The organism is Phaeobacter inhibens DSM 16374 (assembly GCF_000473105.1).
GTDB classification, from domain to species: Bacteria; Pseudomonadota; Alphaproteobacteria; order Rhodobacterales; family Rhodobacteraceae; genus Phaeobacter; species Phaeobacter inhibens.
This window is the reverse complement of the sequence record NZ_KI421498.1, coordinates 1,635,844-1,657,536: the sequence shown is the minus strand read 5'-3', so window position 1 is coordinate 1,657,536 and position 21,693 is coordinate 1,635,844. Positions and strand designations below refer to the sequence as shown.

22 protein-coding genes and 2 tRNA genes are annotated in these 21,693 nt (G+C 61.7%); 13 read left to right on the top strand and 11 right to left on the bottom strand.

The genetic code is table 11. The features are described 5' to 3' along the window. The first annotated feature begins 17 nt into the window (after positions 1–17). Positions 18–920, top strand: a complete 903-nt coding sequence (locus INHI_RS0111665; RefSeq protein ID WP_027247735.1) for an EamA family transporter — start codon at positions 18–20, stop codon at positions 918–920. 30 nt (positions 921–950) lie between these two features. Here INHI_RS0111665 and INHI_RS0111660 read toward each other — a convergent pair whose 3' ends face one another. After that, a complete protein-coding gene (locus INHI_RS0111660) occupies positions 951–1,718 on the bottom strand; it encodes an NUDIX hydrolase (RefSeq protein WP_027247734.1) in 768 nt (255 codons plus the stop codon). 27 nt (positions 1,719–1,745) lie between these two features. After that, the gene (locus tag INHI_RS0111655; protein ID WP_014879444.1) at positions 1,746–2,162 is read right to left on the bottom strand and encodes a DUF983 domain-containing protein; all 417 of its coding nucleotides are present in this window, start codon (positions 2,160–2,162) and stop codon (positions 1,746–1,748) included. A gap of 235 nt (positions 2,163–2,397) precedes the next feature. Between INHI_RS0111655 and INHI_RS0111650 the strand changes: the two genes are divergently transcribed. The 4 genes from INHI_RS0111650 to INHI_RS0111635 all read left to right on the top strand — a co-directional run bounded on the left by INHI_RS0111650 (position 2,398) and on the right by INHI_RS0111635 (position 4,519). Continuing rightward, positions 2,398–2,901: an EF-hand domain-containing protein gene (locus tag INHI_RS0111650; RefSeq protein ID WP_027247733.1), complete on the top strand. Its 504-nt coding sequence runs from the start codon at positions 2,398–2,400 to the stop codon at positions 2,899–2,901. Between the two features lie 64 nt (positions 2,902–2,965). Next, the gene (locus INHI_RS0111645; protein ID WP_051338998.1) at positions 2,966–3,574 is read left to right on the top strand and encodes an RNA polymerase sigma factor; all 609 of its coding nucleotides are present in this window, start codon (positions 2,966–2,968) and stop codon (positions 3,572–3,574) included. Then, positions 3,567–4,043 (top strand): hypothetical protein, encoded by a 477-nt coding sequence (locus INHI_RS20725; protein ID WP_027247731.1) that lies wholly within the window; start codon positions 3,567–3,569, stop codon positions 4,041–4,043. Before INHI_RS0111645 ends, INHI_RS20725 begins: the two co-directional genes overlap by 8 nt. Further along, positions 4,040–4,519 (top strand): periplasmic heavy metal sensor, encoded by a 480-nt coding sequence (locus INHI_RS0111635; RefSeq protein ID WP_027247730.1) that lies wholly within the window; start codon positions 4,040–4,042, stop codon positions 4,517–4,519. The genes INHI_RS20725 and INHI_RS0111635 overlap by 4 nt, the downstream gene beginning before the upstream one ends. Positions 4,520–4,778: 259 nt before the next feature. Here INHI_RS0111635 and INHI_RS0111630 read toward each other — a convergent pair whose 3' ends face one another. Beyond that, complete coding sequence (locus tag INHI_RS0111630; RefSeq protein ID WP_014879449.1) at positions 4,779–6,209, bottom strand: diguanylate cyclase domain-containing protein; 1,431 nt, start codon at positions 6,207–6,209, stop codon at positions 4,779–4,781. A gap of 115 nt (positions 6,210–6,324) precedes the next feature. On the opposite strand from INHI_RS0111630, the gene INHI_RS0111625 reads away from it, so the two are divergent. The 6 genes from INHI_RS0111625 (at position 6,325) to INHI_RS0111600 (ending at position 12,885) form a co-directional block, all read left to right on the top strand. After that, complete coding sequence (locus INHI_RS0111625; protein ID WP_027247729.1) at positions 6,325–6,609, top strand: DUF3572 domain-containing protein; 285 nt, start codon at positions 6,325–6,327, stop codon at positions 6,607–6,609. Between the two features lie 237 nt (positions 6,610–6,846). Further along, positions 6,847–7,536: an HAD family hydrolase gene (locus tag INHI_RS0111620; protein WP_014873966.1), complete on the top strand. Its 690-nt coding sequence runs from the start codon at positions 6,847–6,849 to the stop codon at positions 7,534–7,536. A 222-nt stretch (positions 7,537–7,758) separates the two neighbouring features. After that, entirely contained in the window at positions 7,759–9,318 is a 1,560-nt protein-coding gene (locus INHI_RS0111615; protein WP_014873967.1) for a trimethylamine methyltransferase family protein, read from the top strand. Positions 9,319–9,411: 93 nt separating this feature from the next. Further along, positions 9,412–11,202, top strand: coding sequence for a DUF4153 domain-containing protein (locus INHI_RS0111610; RefSeq protein ID WP_027247728.1), 1,791 nt, complete (start codon positions 9,412–9,414; stop codon positions 11,200–11,202). A 94-nt stretch (positions 11,203–11,296) separates the two neighbouring features. Then, positions 11,297–11,884 carry a heme NO-binding domain-containing protein gene (locus INHI_RS0111605; protein ID WP_014873969.1) on the top strand — a complete coding sequence of 196 codons (588 nt, stop codon included), beginning with the start codon at positions 11,297–11,299 and terminating at the stop codon, positions 11,882–11,884. After that, a complete protein-coding gene (locus tag INHI_RS0111600) occupies positions 11,884–12,885 on the top strand; it encodes a GGDEF domain-containing protein (protein ID WP_014879452.1) in 1,002 nt (333 codons plus the stop codon). The genes INHI_RS0111605 and INHI_RS0111600 overlap by 1 nt, the downstream gene beginning before the upstream one ends. A 261-nt stretch (positions 12,886–13,146) precedes the next feature. On the opposite strand, the gene INHI_RS0111595 is transcribed toward INHI_RS0111600, so the two are convergent. The 6 genes from INHI_RS0111595 to INHI_RS0111570 form a co-directional block, all read right to left on the bottom strand. Then, positions 13,147–13,221, bottom strand: a tRNA-Glu gene (locus INHI_RS0111595). Positions 13,222–13,556: 335 nt separating this feature from the next. Beyond that, positions 13,557–13,631: transfer RNA gene (locus INHI_RS0111590), tRNA-Glu, on the bottom strand. 144 nt (positions 13,632–13,775) lie between these two features. After that, on the bottom strand, positions 13,776–15,518 hold the full coding sequence (recJ, locus tag INHI_RS0111585; RefSeq protein WP_027247727.1) for a single-stranded-DNA-specific exonuclease RecJ: 1,743 nt from the start codon (positions 15,516–15,518) through the stop codon (positions 13,776–13,778). A 140-nt stretch (positions 15,519–15,658) separates the two neighbouring features. Further along, a complete protein-coding gene (gene glpX, locus INHI_RS0111580; protein WP_014873972.1) occupies positions 15,659–16,642 on the bottom strand; it encodes a class II fructose-bisphosphatase in 984 nt (327 codons plus the stop codon). A 133-nt stretch (positions 16,643–16,775) separates the two neighbouring features. Next, a complete protein-coding gene (locus INHI_RS0111575) occupies positions 16,776–18,062 on the bottom strand; it encodes a homoserine dehydrogenase (RefSeq protein ID WP_014873973.1) in 1,287 nt (428 codons plus the stop codon). Between the two features lie 172 nt (positions 18,063–18,234). Then, entirely contained in the window at positions 18,235–18,564 is a 330-nt protein-coding gene (locus INHI_RS0111570) for a hypothetical protein (RefSeq protein ID WP_014879455.1), read from the bottom strand. Positions 18,565–18,661: 97 nt separating this feature from the next. On the opposite strand from INHI_RS0111570, the gene INHI_RS0111565 reads away from it, so the two are divergent. Continuing rightward, positions 18,662–19,279, top strand: coding sequence for a TetR/AcrR family transcriptional regulator (locus INHI_RS0111565; RefSeq protein ID WP_027247726.1), 618 nt, complete (start codon positions 18,662–18,664; stop codon positions 19,277–19,279). 75 nt (positions 19,280–19,354) lie between these two features. On the opposite strand, the gene INHI_RS0111560 is transcribed toward INHI_RS0111565, so the two are convergent. After that, complete coding sequence (locus INHI_RS0111560) at positions 19,355–20,266, bottom strand: pirin family protein (RefSeq protein WP_027247725.1); 912 nt, start codon at positions 20,264–20,266, stop codon at positions 19,355–19,357. 234 nt (positions 20,267–20,500) lie between these two features. Here INHI_RS0111560 and INHI_RS0111555 point away from each other — a divergent pair, with 234 nt between their 5' ends. Continuing rightward, complete coding sequence (locus tag INHI_RS0111555; protein WP_027247724.1) at positions 20,501–21,016, top strand: hypothetical protein; 516 nt, start codon at positions 20,501–20,503, stop codon at positions 21,014–21,016. 74 nt (positions 21,017–21,090) lie between these two features. Here INHI_RS0111555 and INHI_RS0111550 read toward each other — a convergent pair whose 3' ends face one another. Continuing rightward, positions 21,091–21,690 carry a TadE/TadG family type IV pilus assembly protein gene (locus INHI_RS0111550; RefSeq protein WP_014873978.1) on the bottom strand — a complete coding sequence of 200 codons (600 nt, stop codon included), beginning with the start codon at positions 21,688–21,690 and terminating at the stop codon, positions 21,091–21,093. Positions 21,691–21,693 lie beyond the last annotated feature (3 nt).

The window sequence follows — 21,693 nt, the reverse complement described above, 5'->3', positions numbered from 1 at the left end:
GCGCCCATAAGGGGCACATGACATTGTGGATCCCCATCGCCATCGCGGCTGCCAGTTTTCAGACCGTCCGCTTTATGCTGCAAAAAGTGTTGAGCAGCGTCACGCTGTCGACGGCGGGGGCGACGTTTTCGAGATTTGTCTATTCCGCGCCGCTGATCTGGGCCGGGCTGCTGGCCTATCTGGCGGTGTCAGGGCAGAAGATACCAGCGCTGTCTGCGACGTTCTGGATGTTTGCCACCATCGGTGGCACTGCGCAGATCCTTGCGACAGTCTGCGTGGTGGCCCTGTTCCGGCAGCGCAATTTTGCTGTCGGGATTACCTTCAAGAAAACCGAGGTGATCCAGACCGCGCTGGTCGGGCTGGTGGTTCTGGGAGATCAGATCACGCCCTTGGGCTGGGTGGCGATTGTGATCGGCCTTTGCGCGGTGCTGGTGCTGTCGAAGACACCGCAGAGCAAGGGGCCGTGGTGGCGGCATCTGTCCAGCCCGGCGTCGCTGCTGGGGCTTGGGTCGGGGGTGCTGTTTGCCTTCTCGGCGGTGAGTTATCGCGCGGCCTCGCTGGAACTGGATGCGCTGGCACCCGCGTTTCGCGCCGGTGTGACGCTGGCCATCGTCGTGAGCCTGCAGACGCTGTTCATGCTGGTTTGGCTGAAGTGGCGGGAGCCGGGAGAGATCGCGCGGGTCTGGGCGGCGCGGCGGGTGGCGATCTGGGTCGGGCTGACCAGCATGGCGGGATCCTTCTGCTGGTTCTGGGCCTTCACTTTGCAGAACGCCGCCTATGTGAAGGCTCTGGGGCAGATTGAATTGCTGCTGTCACTGCTGGCGTCGGTGTTGTTCTTCAAGGAGCAGATCACCCGGCGCGAGATTGTCGGCATGGGTTTGCTGATCCTGTCGATTCTGGCGCTGCTGCTGGCAATCTGAGCGGCCTGTGTTGCGGCCTTTGGTGACAGGTCAGTCGTCCGTGGGCATCGGATAGCCCTTCAGCCTCAGAAAATGGCTTGATTCATCATCGTTGCGAAAGAATGGCACGCTTTCGGGTGGGCCATCCTGACGGATGCGTCGGGTGACCTCCGCCAGCACCACCTCGGTGATGAACGGCAGATCATAGGTGCGGACCTGGCTGAGTGGGATCCATTGCAGATGCGACAGCTCATCCGAGGCGCGGGAGAAATCGTCGATATCGCTGTTGATATGCGCCGCATCCACCAGAAAAAACCGGGCGTCGAACCGGCGCGGGCGGCCGGGTGGTGTGATGGCGCGGAAGACAAATTGCAGCGTCTCGGCGGCAGGCAGGTGGTCGGTGGCGGCGAAGTCGATCCAGTCTGCCTCAGGCGTGGCGGCCCATGTGCCGGGCTGTCCGAGGATGAGGCCGGTTTCCTCCCACAGTTCGCGAATGGCGGCGACGGCGAGGGCGTGATGCAGACCCGCCGGGGATTGTTCGGACAGGCGGTCCCGGCAGAGCTGCGGCAGCGGGTTGGCGAGCGGCACATGGGCGTCCCCGGGATCGACAGCGCCGCCGGGAAACACCACTTTGTTGGGCATAAAGGCAGCTTTGGCGCCGCGCTGGCCCATCAGGACCTGAGGATCATCGCCCATCCGATCGCGCACCGCGATAATTGTCGCGGCATTGCGGATCGGAGTGGTGTCCCGGCGCGCGGCGGCGGCATCGGCATAACCGTTGTCGATGGTCGCCTTGGCCGGGGTGGGCGATTTGCTCATGTCTGCGTCTTCCTTAACTCTGGCGAGTCAGCTCTCCTTGCCGAAGCCGTGCATCCGACGCGCCCATTGATAGGCGATCACGATACCCTTCATCCGGGGCAGGAGAAACAGCGATGACAGCAGGCAGCCAAGCGAAAACACGGTGAAAGTAACCATAGGCTCAGGCCGCCAGGTGAAATAGACCACATGGAGCAGCGGCGCCATAATGTGACCGACCAGCAGAATGGTCAGATACGCCGGGCCGTCATCAGCGCGGGCGCTGGTGAGGTCGAGCCCGCAATTGGAGCAGTTGTCGTTGACCTTCAGATATGAATGCAACAGTTTGCCTTCGCCGCAATTGGGGCATTTGCACCGCCAGCCGCGCAGCACAGCGGGCATGGTGGGGCGGTCTTCCGGAGTATCAGTTTTGAGATCGGCTGAAAGTGCCGCAGATGACTCGGTCATAACAAATCCTATCTTTTGCCCGCATATTTGAGCGCATTGGCCGCAAGTTTAAAGGGGCAGTCCGCTGTAGTGCGTCGGCATGCCGCAAGAGTGCGCTGCCCGCACCTTTGGTGCAATGCGCTGCCGGAAATTTCTTCTGAGCTTTTGATTTTTTTGCGACGGAACTCTGCCGGGGCTGCGTTTTGTTTCTGTGATCGGCAGCAACGGGCTGCCTGCTGCAAAAGGAACCGCAGACATGAAACATACCAAGTTTATCGCCGCCGTTATCGCTGTCGGAGCTGTCATCGGAGCTACGGGTGCGATTGCGAAGCCGGGCTTTGGCGGCAAGGGGGGTCATGGTCCGCGCATGAGCTTTGAAGAGATGGACATCAATGGCGACGGTCAGGTGACCAAGGCCGAGATGGAAGGGCTGCGTGAGGCCCGTTTCGCGGCGGCGGATACCGATGGTGATGGTCAACTGACACTGGCGGAAATGGAAGCCGCTGCACAGGCCCGTGCCAAAACACGCGCCGCTGCGATGCTGGAGCGGATGGACGTGGACAAAGATGGCGCACTCAGCCTTGATGAGCTGCCCAAGCCGCGCCGGATGGAAAAGATGTTTGACCGCGTGGACGCCAATGACGATGGTGCTATCAGCAAGGAAGAATTCGAGAGCGCGCGGGCAAAATTCCGGGGCCGCCATGGGGCCGGTCATAAACCACGTGGGGATATGCAGGGCGGCGAAGTGGAGCAGAACTGATCCGATACGACAGGTGCATATATCTGCCAATACTGCGGAGCGGGCCCCGGAGCAGGGCCCGCTGATGCCGCCGCCTGAAAGCCCGCCGACGCCAAAGGCGGAGGGCGTGGATGATCCGGACGGGGCATTGCTGATCCGCTTTGCTGCTGGGGATCCGGAGGCCGCAGCTGTGCTGACGGCGCGGCTGGCCCCCCGGGCGCTAGGCGTGGCACTGCGGGTGCTTGGCAATCGCGCAGAGGCCGAAGACATCACCCAGGAGGCGATGGTACGGCTGTGGCGGCAGGCGGAACATTGGGAGCCGGGGCGGGCGCGGCTTTCGACTTGGCTCTACCGGGTGGTGATGAACCTCTGTATTGATCATAAGCGCCGATTGCGGGGCGGACATTTGGGTCTGGACGCCATTCCCGACCCGCCGGACCCTGCGAAATCCGCGGCGGAGCAGATGCAGGACGGGGCGCGGCAGGACGCGTTGCAGGATGCACTCATGCATTTGCCGGAGCGTCAGCGGCAGGCGGTGGTGCTGCGTCACATCGAAGATCTGGCGAATCCGGAGATTGCCGGGATCATGGACATCAGCGTCGAGGCGGTTGAAAGTCTGACCGCGCGGGGCAAGCGGGCGCTGGCGGCAATCCTGGTCGGGCGCCGGGCCGAACTGGGGTATAGTGATGGTTGATAAAACTGGAAAAACCGCGCCCACACCGACGGGCGCTGATGCCGGGGACGGGTTGGGCCCGGCGGATCTTGTGGCGGCTGAGCTGGCGCTTGATGATCTTTTTGCCAGCGCGCGGACCGCTGCCCCGGCCGCCCTCCCTGAGGTGCTGGAGCAGGCGATCCTGAGCGAGGCTGCGGCGACACAGGCGGCGATCCTGGAGCGTCAGGCAATGGGATCAGATCTGACCGCGCAGCCGGGCGCTGCGGGCAGCGGAGTTTTTGCCGGGTTGCGGGACTTGTTGGTCGGGCTTGGTGGATGGCCTGCCCTTGGCGGATTGGTCACGGCCAGTGCTGCCGGGCTGTGGATCGGGTTGGCGCCGCCTGCGTTTCTGCCCGACCCGGTAAGCCTGGCGGGGCTGGAGCAGGTTGATGACAGCCTTCCCTATGATAGCTACGACCTGGCCGTGGTGCTGAGCGAGGAGATGGAATGACCAACGAGACCCGCAAATCCAAACCCAGCCGCCGCCTGCGCTGGCTGCTGATGGCGTCGCTGGCGCTGAACCTTGCGGTGGTTGGCGTCGTTGCCGGGGCGGCCTGGCGGTTTAGCGACCACAAAAGAGGCGCCGGAATGCCGCCTCCGGTCGGGGCCATGCTGTTTCGGGATCTGGATGCTGAAACCCGGCGCAGCCTTCGCAGCACGGCTGAGGGCGAGCATGGCAGCTACAAGGGGCGGCGGCGTGCGGAAGGGGGCAAGGTGGTTGAGCTGCTGCGGGCCAGCCCTTTTGATGCGATGGCGCTGGGGGGGATGCTGGAGGCGCAGGCCACACGGCGGCATGAATTCCAGCGCTCCGTTCAGACGGCCTGGCTGGATCAGATCGTTGCGATGACTGCGGGCGAGCGGGCGGCCTATGCTGACCAGCTTGAGCAGCGTATCCAGCACCCGAAACGGCGCAACTGGCGGCACTGAGCAGGGAAGTCGAACCGACCCGTTTTTGATCACCGGTCAGCTGGGGCGATGGCTATCTGGAATACCGAACGGGGCAGTGAGAGGATCGCTGCCCCGTTTCATGTTTCTGGACCATATGGCTGCTCGGCCGGTCCTGCCTGTATTTGCGCCAGTTGTCTGCCGGGTTGTCCCGGTCTGTGGCAACTGGCGCCCAGTGACACTGTCCCGTGTCTGGTGGTCTTTGTCCGCGCCGTTGGCGGCGCGGGCCGCGTTGTCGCTGTCAGGCTGCGAGGTCTGCCAGCGAGACTTGATTGCGTCCGGCATGTTTGGCCGAATAGAGCGCGCGGTCGGCATTGGTGATCAGGGCGCTGACGGCGCTGTCGTGATCCTGCGGCGCGAGATCGGTGCCGTCGCGCTGATCCACAGCCGAGGCGCGTCCGCCGATGACAACGCCAATGCTGATGGTCACATAGATCGGCGCGTCAACGCCGGGGATATGGAACGGTTTGCTGTTGATCCGGTTGCAGAGATCACTGGCAGCGGCTTCGGCCATCGCCTCACCAATTGCGGGCATCACGATCATGAATTCTTCGCCACCGACGCGGGCCAGCAGATCGACCGGGCGCAGTGCGGTTTGCAGGCGTTTGGCTGCTTCGATCAGCACAGCATCGCCGACCGGGTGGCCGTAGAGGTCATTGATCTGTTTGAAATGGTCAAGGTCGGCCAGCATCACTGCAAATGTTTCGCCGGTCTTGGCAGAGGTGCTGGCGACCCGCTCAAGGAAGGGTTTGGCATAGCGGCGGTTGAAGAGGCCGGTCATCGGATCCTCAACGGCGGCGCGCAGCCCGTTGCGGACGGTGTCGCGCAGCTGATCAATGCGTGCCTTGTTGCGCAGCTGGCTATCAAGCCGGAGCGCCAGCTCGGCGACGTCGAAGCCGGACTGAAGCACATCATGCGCCCCCCGGTCCAGCGCCTCAGCGGCGATGGCGGGGTCGGCGGGGTGGACGACGGCAATGACCACGGATTTGCGGGTGGTCGCGCGGGCGCGCAGATCCGCCAGCAGACGCAGGCCCTGCGCCAATGTGTTGCGTCCCAGTTCGATCACGATGGCATCAGGCACCGGTTCGCGCATCAGGGGATGCACCGCATTGAACTGATGGTTGCACAGCCGGTAGGGCACACGCGGTGCCAGCTGGGCCTGCCAGTAGACGCCGGTGGCGGATTGTTCGGTTACCAAGGCCACCTGTGCGCCGCTCAGGCCCGCGCTGATATGTGGGCTGGAGAGGGGCAGGGCATAGCCATGGGTATTGCCCCGCTGCAAATTCAGCTCTTCCTGGGTGCTGCTGGCGCGCAGCAGGCTGCGGATCCGGGCCTGCAACATGGTGTCATCCAGCGGCTGCAACAACACATCGTCAATCCCGGCAGTGAGGGCGGCCAAGCGGCGGGCGGCGTCGCTGTCGTGATCGATGGCGATCATCGGAATATCGGCAAGCTGGTCATCGGCGGCCAGCGCCTGTTTCACGGCGACCGCGTCGCCATCGGGCAGCGACATGGCACTGAGGATAAGATCGGGGCGGCAGCGCAGGGCGGTCTTGGCAATATCGGCAACAGTTTCGGCCTGAACCACCCGGTAATAGGCGGCGGACAGCTGAACCTTCAGCATGATCCGGTTGGTCGCAACACCGTCGATAATAAGGATAGTGCCCTGCACGTGGTGCCCTTTCGCCCCTTGCGTTGGAATTGTCTCAAGTTTTAATGAGACTGGTTAACAAACCCTTTCGTATTTTCACCAATTTGACCGCGAAGTGTCAGGAATGTGTGCACATATGCTATTTTCCGCCGATGCAGCCGAGACTTTAGGCTTAAAAGCGCTTGCCTGGCTGGCAGGCAACGACGAGTTGCTGCCGGTTTTTCTGGGCGCAACCGGAGCGAGTGAGGCGGATCTGCGTGAGCAGGCCGCCAATCCCGAGTTTCTCGGCTCTGTTCTCGACTTTCTGACGATGGATGACGCCTGGGTCATGCAGTTCTGTGACAGTGCCGGGCTGGCCTATGATCAGCCGATGCAGGCGCGTATGGCGCTGCCGGGCGGGGCGCAGGTTCACTGGACCTGAGTTTCGCGAATGTGGCGGCGTTGATCGGCGGAAACCATCGCGCCGTTAAGGGATGTGATTAACCTCTCTTACCGGGACTGAGCGTCCAATGCCTCGGGCTGGCTGGCGCGGCGGTCTTCAATCACCTATGTATCGGGGCGACGTCCCTGGTGGATTGATGACCACAGCCCCACGTCTGTTCCCTTGCGCCTGAGGCCGGCGCGGTATTGGGGGCGGATTTCTGATCTAGGAGTGCCCATGCCCGTTGATGCCCTGCTGTTCGACAAGGACGGAACGCTGTTTGACTTTGCCGAGACCTGGAACCGTTGGACCGGGCGGATGCTGGATCTGCTGTCGGAGGGAGATACGGATCGGTTGCAGGCGATGGCGGCGGCGATAGATTTTGACCTGGAGACGGGAAAGATCCTGCCCAGCAGTCTGGTGATCGCCTCCACCAACCGGCAGGTGGCGGAGGCGTTGGCGCCGCATGTGCCACAGATGGATCTGGATCAGCTGGAGCAATATATGGCCGAAAGCGCCGGTGAGGCGGACCTGGCCGAGGCCGTGCCGCTGGCGGCCTTCCTTGATGATCTTCTAGCGCGGGGCAAGGTGCTGGGGGTGATGACCAATGATGCGGAACTGTCTGCAAAATCCCAGCTCAGTCGCAGCGGTGTACTGGATCGCTTTGCCTTTGTTGCCGGGTTCGATAGCGGCCATGGGGCAAAGCCGGACGCCGACCCGTTGCTGGCCTTCTGTGCCGCCACCGGTATCGCACCGGAGCGCACCGCCATGGTGGGCGACAGCCTGCATGATCTGGAGGCTGGATCGGCGGCGGGGATGCATCGGATCGGGGTGCTGACCGGACTGGCCGGGGCAGCGGAACTGGAAGCCCATGCGGATGTGGTTCTGCCGGATATCGGCCATATCCCCGGCTGGCTGGATCGCTGACCGCGTCGCCAGCGGTGGTTTGGTGGCCTCCGGGTCAGGCGAACTGGACACATATGCCCAGAAATATGCAGTCTGACCAGGGTTGGCGCTGAAAAGCGACCAAACCTGTCGGGAACAGGCATTCGAAATGCGCCTGAACAGGGCCTGCTGACGCTATGAGCCAACGGTAGCGCGGCCCCATGGGCGGTCGCGCCGATCAGCTGACAGCAGGGGAGGGCGGCCATGACGACCGAGACACGAACCCGAAAACGTGGTGGCGGACGCGCCGGTGCGGCGGCCCGGCGCGGGGATGCGGTGATTGAGCAGATGCCATGGTCGGTGCCACGCAACATTGATCGCCCGATTGAGCCGCTTGGCCCTGAGGGCGTGGCGGCCATTCACGATGGGGCGATGCGGATCCTCGAAGAGATCGGCATCGTGTTCCTTAACGATGAGGCGCTTGAGATCTTCAAGGAGGCGGGCTGCAAGGTCGTGGGTGACCGGGTTCATCTGGACCGGGAGTTCGTGATGGAGATGGTCGCCAAGGCGCCATCGGAATTCACCATCACGCCGCGCAATCCCGATCGAACCCTGCCGGTGGGGGGCGATCATATCCTATTCGGCAATGTGTCTTCGCCGCCAAACTACTGGGATATGTCGCTGAATGCCAAGGTCGCAGGCACACGTGAGCAGTGCCAGAACCTGCTGAAGCTGACCCAATATTTCAACTGCATCCATTTTGCCGGGGGCTATCCGGTGGAGCCGGTGGATATTCATGCCTCGGTCCGCCATCTGGATGTGCTCTATGACAAGCTGACGCTTACGGACAAGGCGATGCATGCTTATTCGCTGGGCAAGGAGCGGGTCGAGGATGTGATGGAGATGGTGCGGATCGCGGGAGGGCTGACTCATGAGGAGTTCGAGGCCCGTCCGCATATGTATACCAACATCAACTCCACCTCGCCGCTGAAACACGACCAGCCGATGATCGACGGTTGCCTGCGGCTGGCACGGCGGGGGCAGGCGATCGTTGTCACGCCCTTCACGCTGGCGGGGGCGATGGCACCGGTGACCATGTCCGGGGCTGTGGCGCAATCCATCGCCGAGTCGCTCTCGGCGATTGCGCTTTTTCAATATGTACGCCCCGGCACGCCCTGTGTGATCGGCACCTTCACCTCCAATGTGGATATGAAATCCGGTGCTCCGGCCTTTGGCACACCGGAATACATGCGCTCGACCCAGATGACCGGGCAGATGGCGCGCTATTATGGCCTGCCGATGCGGTCGTCCGGTGTCTGTGCGGCCAATGTGCCCGACGGGCAGGCGATGTGGGAGACGTCCAATTCGCTCTGGGCGGCAGTGCAGTCGGGCACCAATATGGTCTACCACGCGGCGGGATGGCTGGAAGGCGGGCTGATTGCCAGCCCCGAGAAGTTCATCATGGATTGCGAAATTCTCCAGCAGATCCAGCGCTACATGCAGCCGGAAGTCATCGGCACCGGCCCTGAGGATATCGCGCTGGAAGCCATTCGCGAGGTCGGCAACGACGGCCATTTCTTTGGTATTCAGCACACGCAGGATCGCTATAGCACCGCGTTTTATCAGCCCTACCTCAGTGATTGGCGCAACTATGAGGCCTGGGAGGCGGCAGGCGCGGTCTGGACGCCGGAACGGGCACATAACATGTTCAAGGAGATCATTGCCCGATTTGAAGCGCCACCGCTGGATGTGGCCCGGCACGAGGAACTGGCGGACTTCGTCGCACGCCGGAAATCCGAGGGAGGCGCGCCAACTGATTTCTAACGCCAGTTGAGGGGAAGTTTCGCGCGTTCAGACCTCTGCCATTATTTTGCGCAAGTGTATAAGTCAGGCCGATCTAACGAGAGAATCGCTGCCATGACTGACCCGGATACTGCGACCGCTTTGCGCGCCCGTTTGCCAATGGTGGCTTTGGGTGCGGGCAGTGGATTCGCGCTGTGGCTGCTGGCGCGGGACTGGGATCAGACTGGTCTCTCTGAGAGCGTGTTTCTGGCGATGTTTGCGTTTCTGTCCAGTTTTTGCGGCGCATCACTGGCCATGATCGGGCCGCTGTCGCTGCTGCGTGCGCTGCAGGGGGCGCTTTGGGTTGCGGTGCCGATGACCGCGCTGATGCTTCTGGCGGCGTTGCGCTACCCGGCGGCGACCGATCTGTTGCAGAATGAGGTGTTGGTGCTGATGGCGCTGACGCTTGGCGCGATGGCCTGTCCCTTTGTGTTGCTACGGCTGTCAGTGCCCGATCGCTGGACCCGGTTTGCGGCGCTGTCTGCGGCCAGTTGGGGGATTGCGTTTCGCCTGGCCTGCGGGGTCGGATTTGTCGCGGTCTTCTGGATCCTTGGCTTGTTGTCCAATGCCCTGCTGGATCTGGTCAATATCACTATTCTTGAAGACATCGCCGAGGTGGACTGGCTGGCGCTGACGCTGAGCGGCGCGGTTTTCGGTCTGGGCCTGGCGGTGGTGCAGGAGCTGGGGGGCGGTGGCGCGCCGCATCTTTTGTTTCGATTACTCAGCCTGCTGCTGATCCCGGTTCTTCTGGTGGTCGGCCTGTTTTTGGCGGCGATTCCGCTGCAGGGGTTGTCCAGCGCCTTTGGTCATCTGTCCTCAGCTGCAACGCTGATGGCGATGTCAGCGGTAATGATGACACTGGTCTGCGTGGCGCTGACCCGGCAGGAGCAACCAAAGGGCGCAAACGGCATGGCGGCTCGGCTGTTGGCGATTGGTCTGATGCTCGTCACTGGTCTGGCGGCCTGGGCGGTGTTGATGCGGGTCTGGCAATATGGTTGGACCCCGGATCGCATCTATGCGCTGTTGTTTGCGATGATGTTACTGCTGCATGGGTTGGTCTATGCCGGCTGCGCCGCCATTGGCGGGGCGCATTGGCCGGATCTGTTGCGCCGCGCCATTGTCGGCCTGGCGCTGATGACAGGTGCCACCCTGGCGCTGGCCCTGACTCCGCTGGTGGATGCGGGGCGCATTGCGGGCAACAACCAGGTGGCGCGGGTGCTGGCAGGTGAGACCAAAGCAGAAGAGCTGCCCCTGTGGCAGATGGCTCATGACTGGGGGCAGGGCGGGCTTGACGCTCTGGCGCGGTTGGATGCCCATGCGGAAGAGACCGGCGACAAGGACCTCTCCAAGCGTCTGCAGTTGGCGCGCAGCGCCGCGACCCGTTGGCAAATGACGACGGACGTGGTGGATGTTACCGATGATCAGCGCAAGGAGCTGATTGAACTGCTGCCCGTACGACCCGCCGGAGCCTTGGTAACAGCGGATGATTTCAGGGGCCTGAAGCGGTATCAGCTGCTGCGCTGGATTCGCGGGTGCAAGCAGCTGCTGCCGGATGGCAACGCGGGATGTGTGCTTATTCGCGGCGCGCTGGGTGCAACCTCCGATGAGACGGCGGACTTCGCGTTGCTGTTCCTCAGAGAAGGTCGTGACGGGGCGCAGCTGGAGAGCCTGGCCCTGCGGTTTGGCCCGGACGGTGCCGATATGCTAGGCCGTGTGATTCTGGAGCGCGGGACACCAGTGGAAGAATGGACAACAGAGCAGGTCGAGGCTGCGCTGGCGGCAGCGCAGGCTGGCCGTTTCGAGATATCTCCGGCACGGCAGAATACGCTGAAGCTGGGGGGGCTAGAGGTTCTGGTAAGGCCCTGACATCTGACTGCGGGAAAACCGTAGCAATTTTAATTGTTGGCCCTTTATTAACCAGGCTGGGCCAAAAGTAGAGACACGTAACAAGGGGCCAGTGATGCACGGTCTGATCAATAGGGCATTCCAGGCGTTTGTCAGCACCACCTTCGGGAAGGACAGCTGGCAGGCAATCATGGATACGGCGGAGCTCGGCTTTAGCGAGTTCGAAGCCATGCTTACCTATACGGATGAGCAATCCCAGATCATGTTGCGGACTGCAGAGGATATTCTGAAACGCCCGCTGCCGGAAATGCTGGAAGATATGGGCACGTTTCTGGTGTCGAACCCGCAGCTGGAGGCGCTGCGCCGATTGCTGCGTTTTGGTGGGGTCAACTATGTGGAATTCCTGCATTCACTGGATGATTTGCCGGATCGCGCACGGCTGGCTGTCGCAGATCTGAACCTGCCGGGGCTGGAGTTGATTGAACAGGCGCCGGGGCAATTTGAACTGCATTGCCAGCCCGGTCTGCCGGGGTACGCCCATGTATTGATGGGGGTCCTGAGGGCGATGGCGGATGACTACGGCGATCTGGTTTTCCTTGATCATTCAGGCACGCAGGACAACGCAGAGGTGATAGCAATCACCCTGGTTGAAACTGAATTTGCCGAAGGCCGCGCCTTCGATCTGGGGGCGCATTCACTATGATGCTGAGCATGCGGGAAATCTCCTCCATCGCCAATGAAATCTGTCCGATGCATGTGGTTATTAACCATGAAGGGCGGATTACCGGGGTTGGGCCGACATTGCGCAAACTGCGCCCGGATACCGAATGGATCGGCAGCCGGTTCTTTCGGATCTTTGATCTCGCGCGGCCGCGTCGGGTCCGGTCGACTGAGGACCTGATCAAGACAGCCGGTGCAAAACTGCATCTCAATTTCCGCGATGCTCCGCAAACCGGTCTGAAAGGGGTGCTTGCCCCCTTCCCGGAGGGTAAGGGCGGGTTCATCAACCTATCTTTCGGCATTTCAGTGCTTGAAGCGGTGCGCGACTATGATCTTACAAGTGCTGATTTTTCCCCGACGGATCTGACCATTGAGATGCTCTATCTTGTTGAGGCGAAATCCGCCGCTATGGAGGCGTCACGCCAGCTTAATCTACGCCTACAGGGGGCAAAAATCGCCGCAGAGGAACAGGCGTTTACAGATACGCTGACAGGTGTGAAGAACCGCCGCGCGATGGATCACATCCTGAATCGGCTGATCTCCTCGGGCCGAGATTTCTCCCTGATGCATGTGGATCTCGATTTCTTCAAAGAGGTCAATGATACGCTTGGCCATGCGGCGGGGGATACCGTCCTGCAACGGGTAGCCAAGCTGATGGTGCAATGCACCCGTCAGAATGATACGGTCGCAAGGGTTGGTGGGGATGAGTTTGTTCTTATCTTTGAGGGTCTTATTGACCGAATACAGCTCTCAGGTATTGCCCGTCGGCTGATTTCCAGCATCGAGGAACCAATCCCCTTCGGTGATAAGACCTGCAAGATTTCGGCGAGCGCAGGGACAGCACTTTCTGCGGCCTTTTCGCAAGGGCTGGACGCGGCAACGTTGCTCCATCAGGCGGATGTGGCACTTTATGCTGCAAAAAACGCAGGCCGGGCGCGCCACTTCTTCTATCAGCCTGGTATGGATGAGCAGGATGAAGCCTAATGCTCAGCCAGTCGGTGGATCTGCGGTTGATCTGGCCTTTGCGTGTGATCTGATGCGGGTGGACTGATGCGCTGGTGCCGTGGTCCTGAGGCTATCGCGTGGAGCCGGGTCTGATCGAAAGGTCGTATGCATGCCGCAGATGCCCTGATGATTGACCCCTATGAGTGACAGCGGGCAGAAAGTGGTTCGACCGCAGCAGTCAGGCATACACGAAGCGTGTTTCCGAAAGTGTTCATATTACAATGTTCAGGGGAAACAGAGTGGCAGCCCGTAGGGGAATCGAACCCCTCTTTCCAGGTTGAAAACCTGGCGTCCTAACCGATAGACGAACGGGCCACTTGGTCTGTGAGGGCGTGTTTACTGAGTACATCGCCCCGGCGCAAGAGGGATTTTGACATCAGCGCGAGTTTTTTTCAACCTCGTGAAATATCCTGCAAGCTTATGAAAATTATGAAAATAACTTGATGCACCGCCTGTGGTATCCGACGTGTTCCCGCGAGCAACTTCTGTCGCTGCTTGGATCGCGGAAAGTGGCACTCACAGGCCAGCGCCCTTGGCGGAACGGGCGACAGATCGTCGAGGCCGCGCCGTGATAGCAGGCTACTGCAAATGTCGCACAGGCAGCATTCTGCAAGATGCAGGCGGTCAATCGAAGGTGATATGCGGAAAAGTGGCAGCCCGTAGGGGAATCGAACCCCTCTTTCCAGGTTGAAAACCTGGCGTCCTAACCGATAGACGAACGGGCCACTTGGTGTGAGCGGGTATTTAGTGTCTTGGGCCGGAACCCGCAAGCTAAAAAACACCAGTATTGCAATTTATTTTGTCGTGGGCGGGCGGCGGTTATTTTCGACTGCTAGGCTCTTTGTGTGCTGCGCTTTTCGGGGCTGATCTCAGGCCTCGGCGGCATCCTCCAGCCGCAGCTGTACGGATTGGCGGCCCCCCCAGGTATTGATTTCAAGGCGACCGGCAAAGTGGAAACGGGCGCCGCCGTGATCCAGCAGGCGCGATCCCAAAGCAGTATCAAAGGCGCCAAAGCAGATGGCATCAATCCCGCTGCTCAACCCGTCACTGAGTGAGAGTTTCAGGTGGCTTTCGCCAACCCGTTTGGCAAATCGCACCTGTAGGTCGGGAAACCCATAGCGGGGGGCGGGCGCGCCGGCCCCAAAGGGGCCTGCCTGTTCGATCTGTTCGATCAACGGTACCGTTGCGGCACCGGGCATCAACATGCCGTCCAGTTTCAGGTCACTTGGGCCCAGATCACCGGCGCCCTGTTTGGCCAGCAGCTCGCTCAGCCGCGCCATGGCGGGTTCCAGCTGGTCGCGCGCGACCGTCAGCCCAGCTGCCATTTTGTGTCCGCCGCCCTTGATCAGCAGCCCCTCAGCCGCAGCGCGCTGGATGGAGGCGCCCAGATCAATGCCGCTGACCGAGCGGCCAGATCCCTTGCCCTCATCGCCATCCAGGCCAATCACGATGGCGGGACGGCCGGCAGCTTCTTTCAGGCGAGAGGCAACGATGCCAACAACGCCGGGGTGCCAGCCTTCACCAGCGGCCCAGACCAGCGGCGCATCCAACCCGCGCGCCTCCGCCTGCTCCAGCGCGGCGGCGCGAACGGCGTTTTCAATATCGCGGCGCTCGGTGTTCAGCTCATCCAGCCGGGCGGCGATGGCTTCGGCCTCGGCCGGGTCGCTGGTCGCCAGCAATCGCGCACCAAGATCGGCCTTGCCGATGCGCCCGCCAGCATTGACCCGTGGCCCCAGCAGAAAGCCAAGATGATAGGTGGAGGGGGCAGAATCCATCCGCGAGACATCCGCCAGTGCCACCAGTCCGGGCCGCTGACGAGTGGCCATGACCTTCAGCCCCTGACGCACCAGCGCGCGGTTGGCTTCAATTAGGGGGGCCACATCCGCAACGGTGGCCAGTGCCACCAGATCCAGCAGGGCCATCAGGTCAGGACCGGTGCCAAGCCCCTTGTCCCGCATCTGGCGGCGCAGCTCGACCAACATCAGAAACACCACGCCTGCAGCACAGAAATAGCCCAGGTCGCCGTCCTCATCCTGGCGGTTGGGATTCACCACTGCGACACAGTCCGGCAGGGTCTCTCCGCCCAGATGGTGGTCGAGCACGATCACATCAGCGCCTTTGGCGGCGGCGATCGGACCATGGGACAGCGTGCCGCAATCGACGCAGACAATCAGATCGTGCTCACGGGCCAGCGCGGCCATCGCCGCATCATTTGGGCCATAGCCCTCATCGATACGGTCGGGCACATAGAGCGTGGCCCCAAGACCGACCTGATCAAGCCAGACCAGAAGCAGCGCTGCTGAGGAGCCGCCATCAACGTCATAATCGGCAAAGACCGCGATCCGCTCGCGCCGCTCCACCGCTTGCAGGAACCGGGCCGCAGCGGGTTCCATATCTTTCATCCGGCGTGGGTCGGGGAGCAATTCCTTCAGCTGCGGCGTTAGAAAACCGCTGGCCTCATGGGAGGGGACGCCGCGCCGGGCCAGCACCTGACAGACGGCGGCGGGCAGGGCGGTCTGCTGTTCCATCATCTCGGCTGCGCGGGCAACCTCCACATCGGGGCCAATCCAGCGACGCCCGCTGAGTGAAGTCTCAACTCCCAGAAAGCTCATATCGTCGTCCCTTTTCCGCGTGACTGCCCGGCCCCTGACGGGCTTTCTCATGGCAAAGGCCGGATCTGCGCGGACCCGGCCTTTCACCTTTCTTTAAATACTCAAAACCCGACCTTTGCGTAGCGTCGCAAGATCAGATCCTATTGATGCGCGCTGAGCGGTGTCCGGTAGCTCATCCGGCGCACGGAGCCGGTTTTGGAGCGCATCAGCAGCGTGGTGGTTTCCACCCAGCCCGGTTGACGTTTGATCGCGGGCAGCAGCGAGCCGCCGGTGACGCCGGTGGCGGCAAAGATCACATCGCTGGTGACCATTTCGTCACGGGCATAGACGCGGTCCAGATCGGTGATGCCGGCCTTGGCGGCGCGGGCTTTCTCATCATCGTTGCGGAACAGCAGGCGGCCAAAGATCTGACCACCCATGCATTTCAGCGCGGCAGCAGCCAGCACGCCCTCGGGTGCGCCGCCCTGGCCCATATACATGTCGATGCCGGTGATTTCGCTTTCGGCGCAGTGCATTACGCCGGCCACATCGCCATCGGTGATCAGGCGAATGGCGGCGCCGGTTTCGCGCACCTCAGCGATCATCGCTTCGTGGCGGGGGCGCTCCAGAATGCAGACGGTGATGTCAGAGGGGGCGCAGCCCTTGGCCTTGGCCAGCGCCTCGACGCGCTCGCGCGGGCTCATGTCCAGCGACACGACATTTTCCGGCAGGCCCGGGCCCACGGCCAGCTTGTCCATATAGGTATCCGGCGCGTGCAGCATAGAGCCGCGCGGCCCCATCGCGATCACGGTCAGCGCGTTCGGCATATCCTTGGCCGTCAGCGTGGTGCCTTCCAGCGGGTCCAGCGCGATATCAACGCCGGGGCCTTTGCCTGTGCCTACTTCCTCGCCGATAAACAGCATGGGTGCTTCGTCCCGCTCGCCTTCGCCGATGACCACGACGCCTGCGATATCCAGCAGGTTCAGTTGTTCGCGCATGGCGTTGACGGCGGCCTGGTCGGCGGCTTTTTCATCGCCGCGACCGATCAGCGGTGCGGAGGCCAGAGCGGCCTGCTCAGCCACGCGGGCCAGGCCGAGCGACAGCAGGCGGTCGTTGAATGCGGCGTCGTTGGTGTCAGAAGTCATAGCCAATGTCCTATCTCAATCCCGGGTCGGTGCCGTCGCATACCCTGCATCTGGCAGTGCGGGCAAGGGCGGTTGGCGGTAACGGCGCGCTGCAATTGGCACCGTTCCCGCTGTTTTTTACATCTGATGGCGCTCAGACCTCTTCGATACGCAGCGCAACAGGCTCACCTGCCACAACATCGGTCTTGGCCAGATCTTCCAGTGCCGTCTGCAGGGTGCTGGAGGTGCATTTATGGGTCACGATCAGCACTGGCGCGGTTGGTTCGGAATGGCCGTATTGGCGCATCCGGTCGATGGAGATCCCAGCATTGCCAAGGGCAGCAGCCACCTTGGCCAGCGCGCCCGGTTTGTCCAGCAGCGCCAAGCGCAGATAATGCGGAGCGGCAAGGCTGGTCTGGGCTGCAGGGGCATCTTCCAGAGAGGTCGCAGGCTGGCCGAAGGTGGCCAGACGGCTGCCGCGGGCCAGATCGCAGATGTCACCAAGGACGGCGCTGGCGGTTGGGCCTTCGCCGGCACCGGGGCCGCGCAGGACGATCTGTTCGACCGCGTCGCCTTCGATCACCACCATATTGGTGCCGCCTTCCAGCTGGCCGAGCGGGGAATTTGCAGGCACCAGACAGGGCGACATGCGCTGTTCCAGCCCACGCCCGGTGCGCTGTGCGACGCCCAGAAGCTTGATCCGGTAACCCATATCGGCGGCGTGGCGGATGTCGTCCAGGCTGATGCGCTGGATGCCTTCCAGCTGCACATCGTCAAAGGCGGGCTTGGTGCCAAAGGCGATGGCGGAGAGGATCGCCAGCTTATGTCCGGCGTCGATGCCGCCCACATCCAGATTGGGATCGGCCTCAAGATAGCCAAGGCGGCCACATTCCTCGAACAGGGCGTTGTAGCCCTGACCGGTGGCTTCCATCTGTGTCAGGATATAGTTGCAGGTGCCGTTCATCACGCCCATGACGCGGGTGATTTCATTGCCTGCCAGACCTTCGGTCAGCGATTTGATCACCGGGATGCCGCCCGCTACAGCCGCTTCAAAGCGGATGACGCGGCCTGCAGCCTCGGCCTGTTCGGCCAGCGCCTGACCGTGGATCGCCAGCAGCGCCTTGTTGGCGGTAACGACGTCCTTGCCTGCCTCCAACGCGGCCTCGGTTGCGGCCTTGGCAGCGCCTTCATGGCCGCCCATCAGTTCGACAAAGACATCGACATCGTCGCGGGTGGCCAGCGCCACGGGGTCGGTTTCCCAGGCATAGTCGCCAAGCGGCACGCCACGGTCCTTGCTTGCGTCCCGCGCGGAGACGGCTGTGATCTGGATCTGGCGTCCGGTACGGGCCTCCAGCATGGCTGCTTGACGGCGGATGATCTTGATCACGCCGGTGCCAACCGTGCCCAAACCTGCAATACCAAGGCGAAGCGGCTCTGTCATAGCTGGGGATCCTTTAATTCCGAAAGACGTCTCCCCGCCTTAGCGGGTTCGGCGCAGCGGTGCAACGGCGGCGGCGATACGCGGCGGACAAATCCCAAGGCAGGGCCTGTGTTGCTGTGAGATCAGACGGTTTTGCCCGCAGCTGAGGGGGCTGCCAAGCTGGGGCCTTGCGTCAGGGTTGTGCTGCGCGCAGCCGATCTGCGCGGGCCTGCAAACGGGCGGCGCGCGCTTCTAGCGTGTCTTCCAGCGCTTTGCTCTCCTCAGCTGCGGATGTGCGGGGGTGAAGCGCATCCTCCAAGGACACAAGGGCAGGGTAGGCGGCGCCGCGCAGATCGGGTGTAAGCCGGTCCTCCAGCTCCGGCACGCGGGCACAGGCCGAGGCAAGCGCAGCTGCGGCCAACAGCGGGAAAAGCCGAGAATGCCGACGGAGGGGGTCCAATCCCGAAGTTGCACAAATGCTGGGCATCGGGAGCCGGGTCTTGGACTGTGCGGGCGATTGCATAAAAACCATCCTTGTTCACTATTCCCTTGATGCACATATTGGTGAAAAGGCACAAGCGGGGCTTTTATATGAACGAATGTTCATATAAAATGGAGAGATGGCACGTACCCAAGGTTCACATTCCGATATCACCGGTCCGCGCATCCGCGCTGCGGCGCTGAAGCTGTTTGCCCAACATGGCTATGCGGCGGTCTCAATGCGCCAGATCGCATCCGAGGTCGGGGTGCAGGCCGGTGCGCTCTATAACTATACCCCTGACAAGCAGAGCCTGCTGTTCAGCCTGATGGAAGGTCATATGACGGAGTTGTTGCAGGCCTGGCAGGATCTGCGGGACCCGGATCAGACTGTGTCTGCTGGCAGTGCCGAAGATCACGTTCTGGCACGGCTTGAAGCCTTTACCCGGTTTCACATCCGCTTCCATCTGGAACGACCCGACGCGGTTTTCATTGCCTATATGGAGTTGCGGAACCTGTCGGAAGACAATTTCACGGCTATCGAGTCCCTGCGTCGCGAATATGAGAATGCGCTGGAAACGATCCTGAAAGACGGGGTGCGGCTGGGCGTGTTCCATATCCCCGACACCAAAATCGCAACTCTGGCGGTGATTGCGATGCTGAACGGTGTGATGACCTGGTACCGCAGCGGCGGGCGTCTGTCGCTGGACGAGGTCGAGGCAATTTATTGGGACATGGTACAGAAATCCGTGCGCGCCTGACCCTATGTGCCTGCCCCCCCTTGAGGGTCGGTGCCGCGCTGCAACGCGGCACCAAGCGGGCAGTCTGAGGCGGATCTAGTGGGCGGGCCGGATAAACTGACCATTGCGCAGATCCCTGAAGGCCTGCCGCAACTCATCCTGTGTGTTCATGACAATCGGGCCATGCCAGGCGACAGGTTCCTCAATCGGGGCGCCTGAGATCAGCAGGAAGCGAACCCCCTCCGGGCCAGCCTGTACGGTGATTTCTTCACCGGTGCCAAACCGGACCAGCGTACGATCGCCGGACATATCGCGGATGTGCAGTTCCTCGCCCGCGACCTCTTTCTCCAGCAGCACACCCTGCGGCGTTGCAGCATCGACAAAGGCACCCTGACCGGCAAAGACATATGCAAAAGCGCGCCGGTATGTGTCGATGCGAAAGGTCTTTTTCACACCGGGCGGGACGGAGACATCCAGATATTGCGGATCGGCGGCGATGCCGTCGACGGGACCACGCTTCCCCCAGAAATCACCAACAATGACCTTCACCCGGGTGCCGTCGTCGTCAATTACCTCGGGAATGTCCTTGGCGGTGATGTCCTGATAGCGCGGGGCGGTCATCTTTTGGCTGGCGGGCAGGTTGCCCCAGAGCTGAAAACCATGCATCTGGCCTTTGGCATTCCCTTTTGGCATCTCTTGATGCAGGATGCCCGATCCGGCGGTCATCCACTGCACGTCGCCGGCGCCCAATGTTCCATTGTTGCCCAGAGAGTCGCCATGGTGAACGGTACCGTCCAACACATAGGTGATGGTCTCGATCCCCCGGTGGGGATGCCAGGGAAAACCGGCTTCGAAATCTTCGGCGCGGTCATTGCGGAAGTCGTCGAACAGCAGGAAGGGGTCCAGCTCGCTCGGGTCGTGAAACCCGAAGGCGCGGTGCAGCTTGACGCCTGCACCTTCCAGCGCGGGTGTGGCGGGACGGGTTTCGAGAATGGGACGGATCGACATGGCAGGTCTCCGGTTGCTGTGTACGACCTCATAGATAGGTCTGTGCGAGTGTGTCGGAAAGGCTCCCCGGTTAACTGCTGATGTGCGAAAATGCACATGAGGCGCCCGTGCGAGCCTCATTCCGGGAGACCGTGACAACAGGGGGCTATGCCCTTTGGTGCAATCAGGCTACATCCGCCGGGACCAGCTCCGTGGTAATGACCGGGGCGGAAGAACAGGGTGAGGACACGGGTGATGGGCCAGAGGGCTGGATCGGGCGAGACGAAGGATGAGATTTTGGCAACTGTTGATGCCTCCGCGCCGCGGCGGGTGCTGGCAGCGGTGATGCTGATCGTGGTCGGGGCGCTGGCAATCTATGTGGCACTGGCCAAACCGCCAGCCCCCCATTGGCTGGTGTTCCTGCTGGCCATTGGTGGGTTTTGCCTGTGGCTGGCCATGCGTCTGTGGCAGGCTACCGCGTTGCGGATTGAACTGACCGAAGAGGTGCTGCGCAGTTCCGACGGGGCAGTGATAGCCGAGGTGGCGGATGTTGTTGCGGTGGATCGTGGGGTGTTTGCGTTCAAACCGTCGAACGGCTTTCTGATCCGAACAGCCACCAAGGGTGCGCGCAGCTGGCGGCCGGGGCTTTGGTGGCGACTGGGGCATCGGATTGGCATTGGGGGCGTCACGCCGGGTGCGCAGAGCAAATCCATGGCGGAAATCCTGGCGATCATGATTGCACGGCGTGAGGCGGGGCAGTCGCAGAGCTAAGGCGGCATCTGTATTTTCGAATGGTAAAAGGCGCCACCGACGTCGGAGGTGCCTTTGTTGGTTGAGCAGCAGGCCTAGTCCGTGGCGCCACTGTTGTCATTGTGGTCACCGCCACCGCTGTCTTGACCTTCAAACTTCACTTGCGGTGCGAAACGCGGGCGGGTGAAGACGAAATTCTGGATGTCCATATCTGGCAGGCCAACGTTGAAGGCCGGGTCGATATCGTTCTTGGTTTCCACCAGAATCACCCGCTCCTGATCCGGCATGGTCGGCAGATCATCCTTGACCTCCTGAATGTTGCCGTCCTGCCATTCGGTGAATTTGCCGCCACGCACCTTGGACCAGTCCACATAGTAGCGGTTATCGTCCTCATCCCAGCGGATCACCGAGATCCTGAGAGAAATAGAGGAGTCGACGCGGATCAGCAGCTTGGCCAGATCATGCATGCTGTCGATGTAATCCTCATTCAGGGTGGAGGTCTCGCGCGAGATCAGGTCCGAGATGGTATAAGCCGCTTTCAGATTGACCCCTTCCTGACGGAAAGCATCAAAATAGGTGTAGATTGCTGCAAAGACGCCAAGCAGCAGCGGCATGTAGAAGGCAAACTCAACCGAGACCGAGCCATCGGTTTCGCGTCGGTAGCGGTAGAACAGGGTGCGGATACGGGTCAACATGGC

What these genes read in the sequence shown, in the direction of transcription:
- INHI_RS0111665 (WP_027247735.1), top strand. Translation starts at nt 18, where the DNA reads ATGACATTGTGGATCCCCATCGCCATCGCGGCTGCCAGTTTTCAGACC.
- INHI_RS0111660 (WP_027247734.1), bottom strand. Translation starts at nt 1,718, where the DNA reads ATGAGCAAATCGCCCACCCCGGCCAAGGCGACCATCGACAACGGTTAT.
- INHI_RS0111655 (WP_014879444.1), bottom strand. Translation starts at nt 2,162, where the DNA reads ATGACCGAGTCATCTGCGGCACTTTCAGCCGATCTCAAAACTGATACT.
- INHI_RS0111650 (WP_027247733.1), top strand. Translation starts at nt 2,398, where the DNA reads ATGAAACATACCAAGTTTATCGCCGCCGTTATCGCTGTCGGAGCTGTC.
- INHI_RS0111645 (WP_051338998.1), top strand. Translation starts at nt 2,966, where the DNA reads ATGCCGCCGCCTGAAAGCCCGCCGACGCCAAAGGCGGAGGGCGTGGAT.
- INHI_RS20725 (WP_027247731.1), top strand. Translation starts at nt 3,567, where the DNA reads ATGGTTGATAAAACTGGAAAAACCGCGCCCACACCGACGGGCGCTGAT.
- INHI_RS0111635 (WP_027247730.1), top strand. Translation starts at nt 4,040, where the DNA reads ATGACCAACGAGACCCGCAAATCCAAACCCAGCCGCCGCCTGCGCTGG.
- INHI_RS0111625 (WP_027247729.1), top strand. Translation starts at nt 6,325, where the DNA reads ATGCTATTTTCCGCCGATGCAGCCGAGACTTTAGGCTTAAAAGCGCTT.
- INHI_RS0111620 (WP_014873966.1), top strand. Translation starts at nt 6,847, where the DNA reads ATGCCCGTTGATGCCCTGCTGTTCGACAAGGACGGAACGCTGTTTGAC.
- INHI_RS0111615 (WP_014873967.1), top strand. Translation starts at nt 7,759, where the DNA reads ATGACGACCGAGACACGAACCCGAAAACGTGGTGGCGGACGCGCCGGT.
- INHI_RS0111610 (WP_027247728.1), top strand. Translation starts at nt 9,412, where the DNA reads ATGACTGACCCGGATACTGCGACCGCTTTGCGCGCCCGTTTGCCAATG.
- INHI_RS0111605 (WP_014873969.1), top strand. Translation starts at nt 11,297, where the DNA reads ATGCACGGTCTGATCAATAGGGCATTCCAGGCGTTTGTCAGCACCACC.
- INHI_RS0111600 (WP_014879452.1), top strand. Translation starts at nt 11,884, where the DNA reads ATGCTGAGCATGCGGGAAATCTCCTCCATCGCCAATGAAATCTGTCCG.
- recJ (WP_027247727.1), bottom strand. Translation starts at nt 15,518, where the DNA reads ATGAGCTTTCTGGGAGTTGAGACTTCACTCAGCGGGCGTCGCTGGATT.
- glpX (WP_014873972.1), bottom strand. Translation starts at nt 16,642, where the DNA reads ATGACTTCTGACACCAACGACGCCGCATTCAACGACCGCCTGCTGTCG.
- INHI_RS0111575 (WP_014873973.1), bottom strand. Translation starts at nt 18,062, where the DNA reads ATGACAGAGCCGCTTCGCCTTGGTATTGCAGGTTTGGGCACGGTTGGC.
- INHI_RS0111570 (WP_014879455.1), bottom strand. Translation starts at nt 18,564, where the DNA reads ATGCAATCGCCCGCACAGTCCAAGACCCGGCTCCCGATGCCCAGCATT.
- INHI_RS0111565 (WP_027247726.1), top strand. Translation starts at nt 18,662, where the DNA reads ATGGCACGTACCCAAGGTTCACATTCCGATATCACCGGTCCGCGCATC.
- INHI_RS0111560 (WP_027247725.1), bottom strand. Translation starts at nt 20,266, where the DNA reads ATGTCGATCCGTCCCATTCTCGAAACCCGTCCCGCCACACCCGCGCTG.
- INHI_RS0111555 (WP_027247724.1), top strand. Translation starts at nt 20,501, where the DNA reads ATGGGCCAGAGGGCTGGATCGGGCGAGACGAAGGATGAGATTTTGGCA.
- INHI_RS0111550 (WP_014873978.1), bottom strand. Translation starts at nt 21,690, where the DNA reads ATGTTGACCCGTATCCGCACCCTGTTCTACCGCTACCGACGCGAAACC.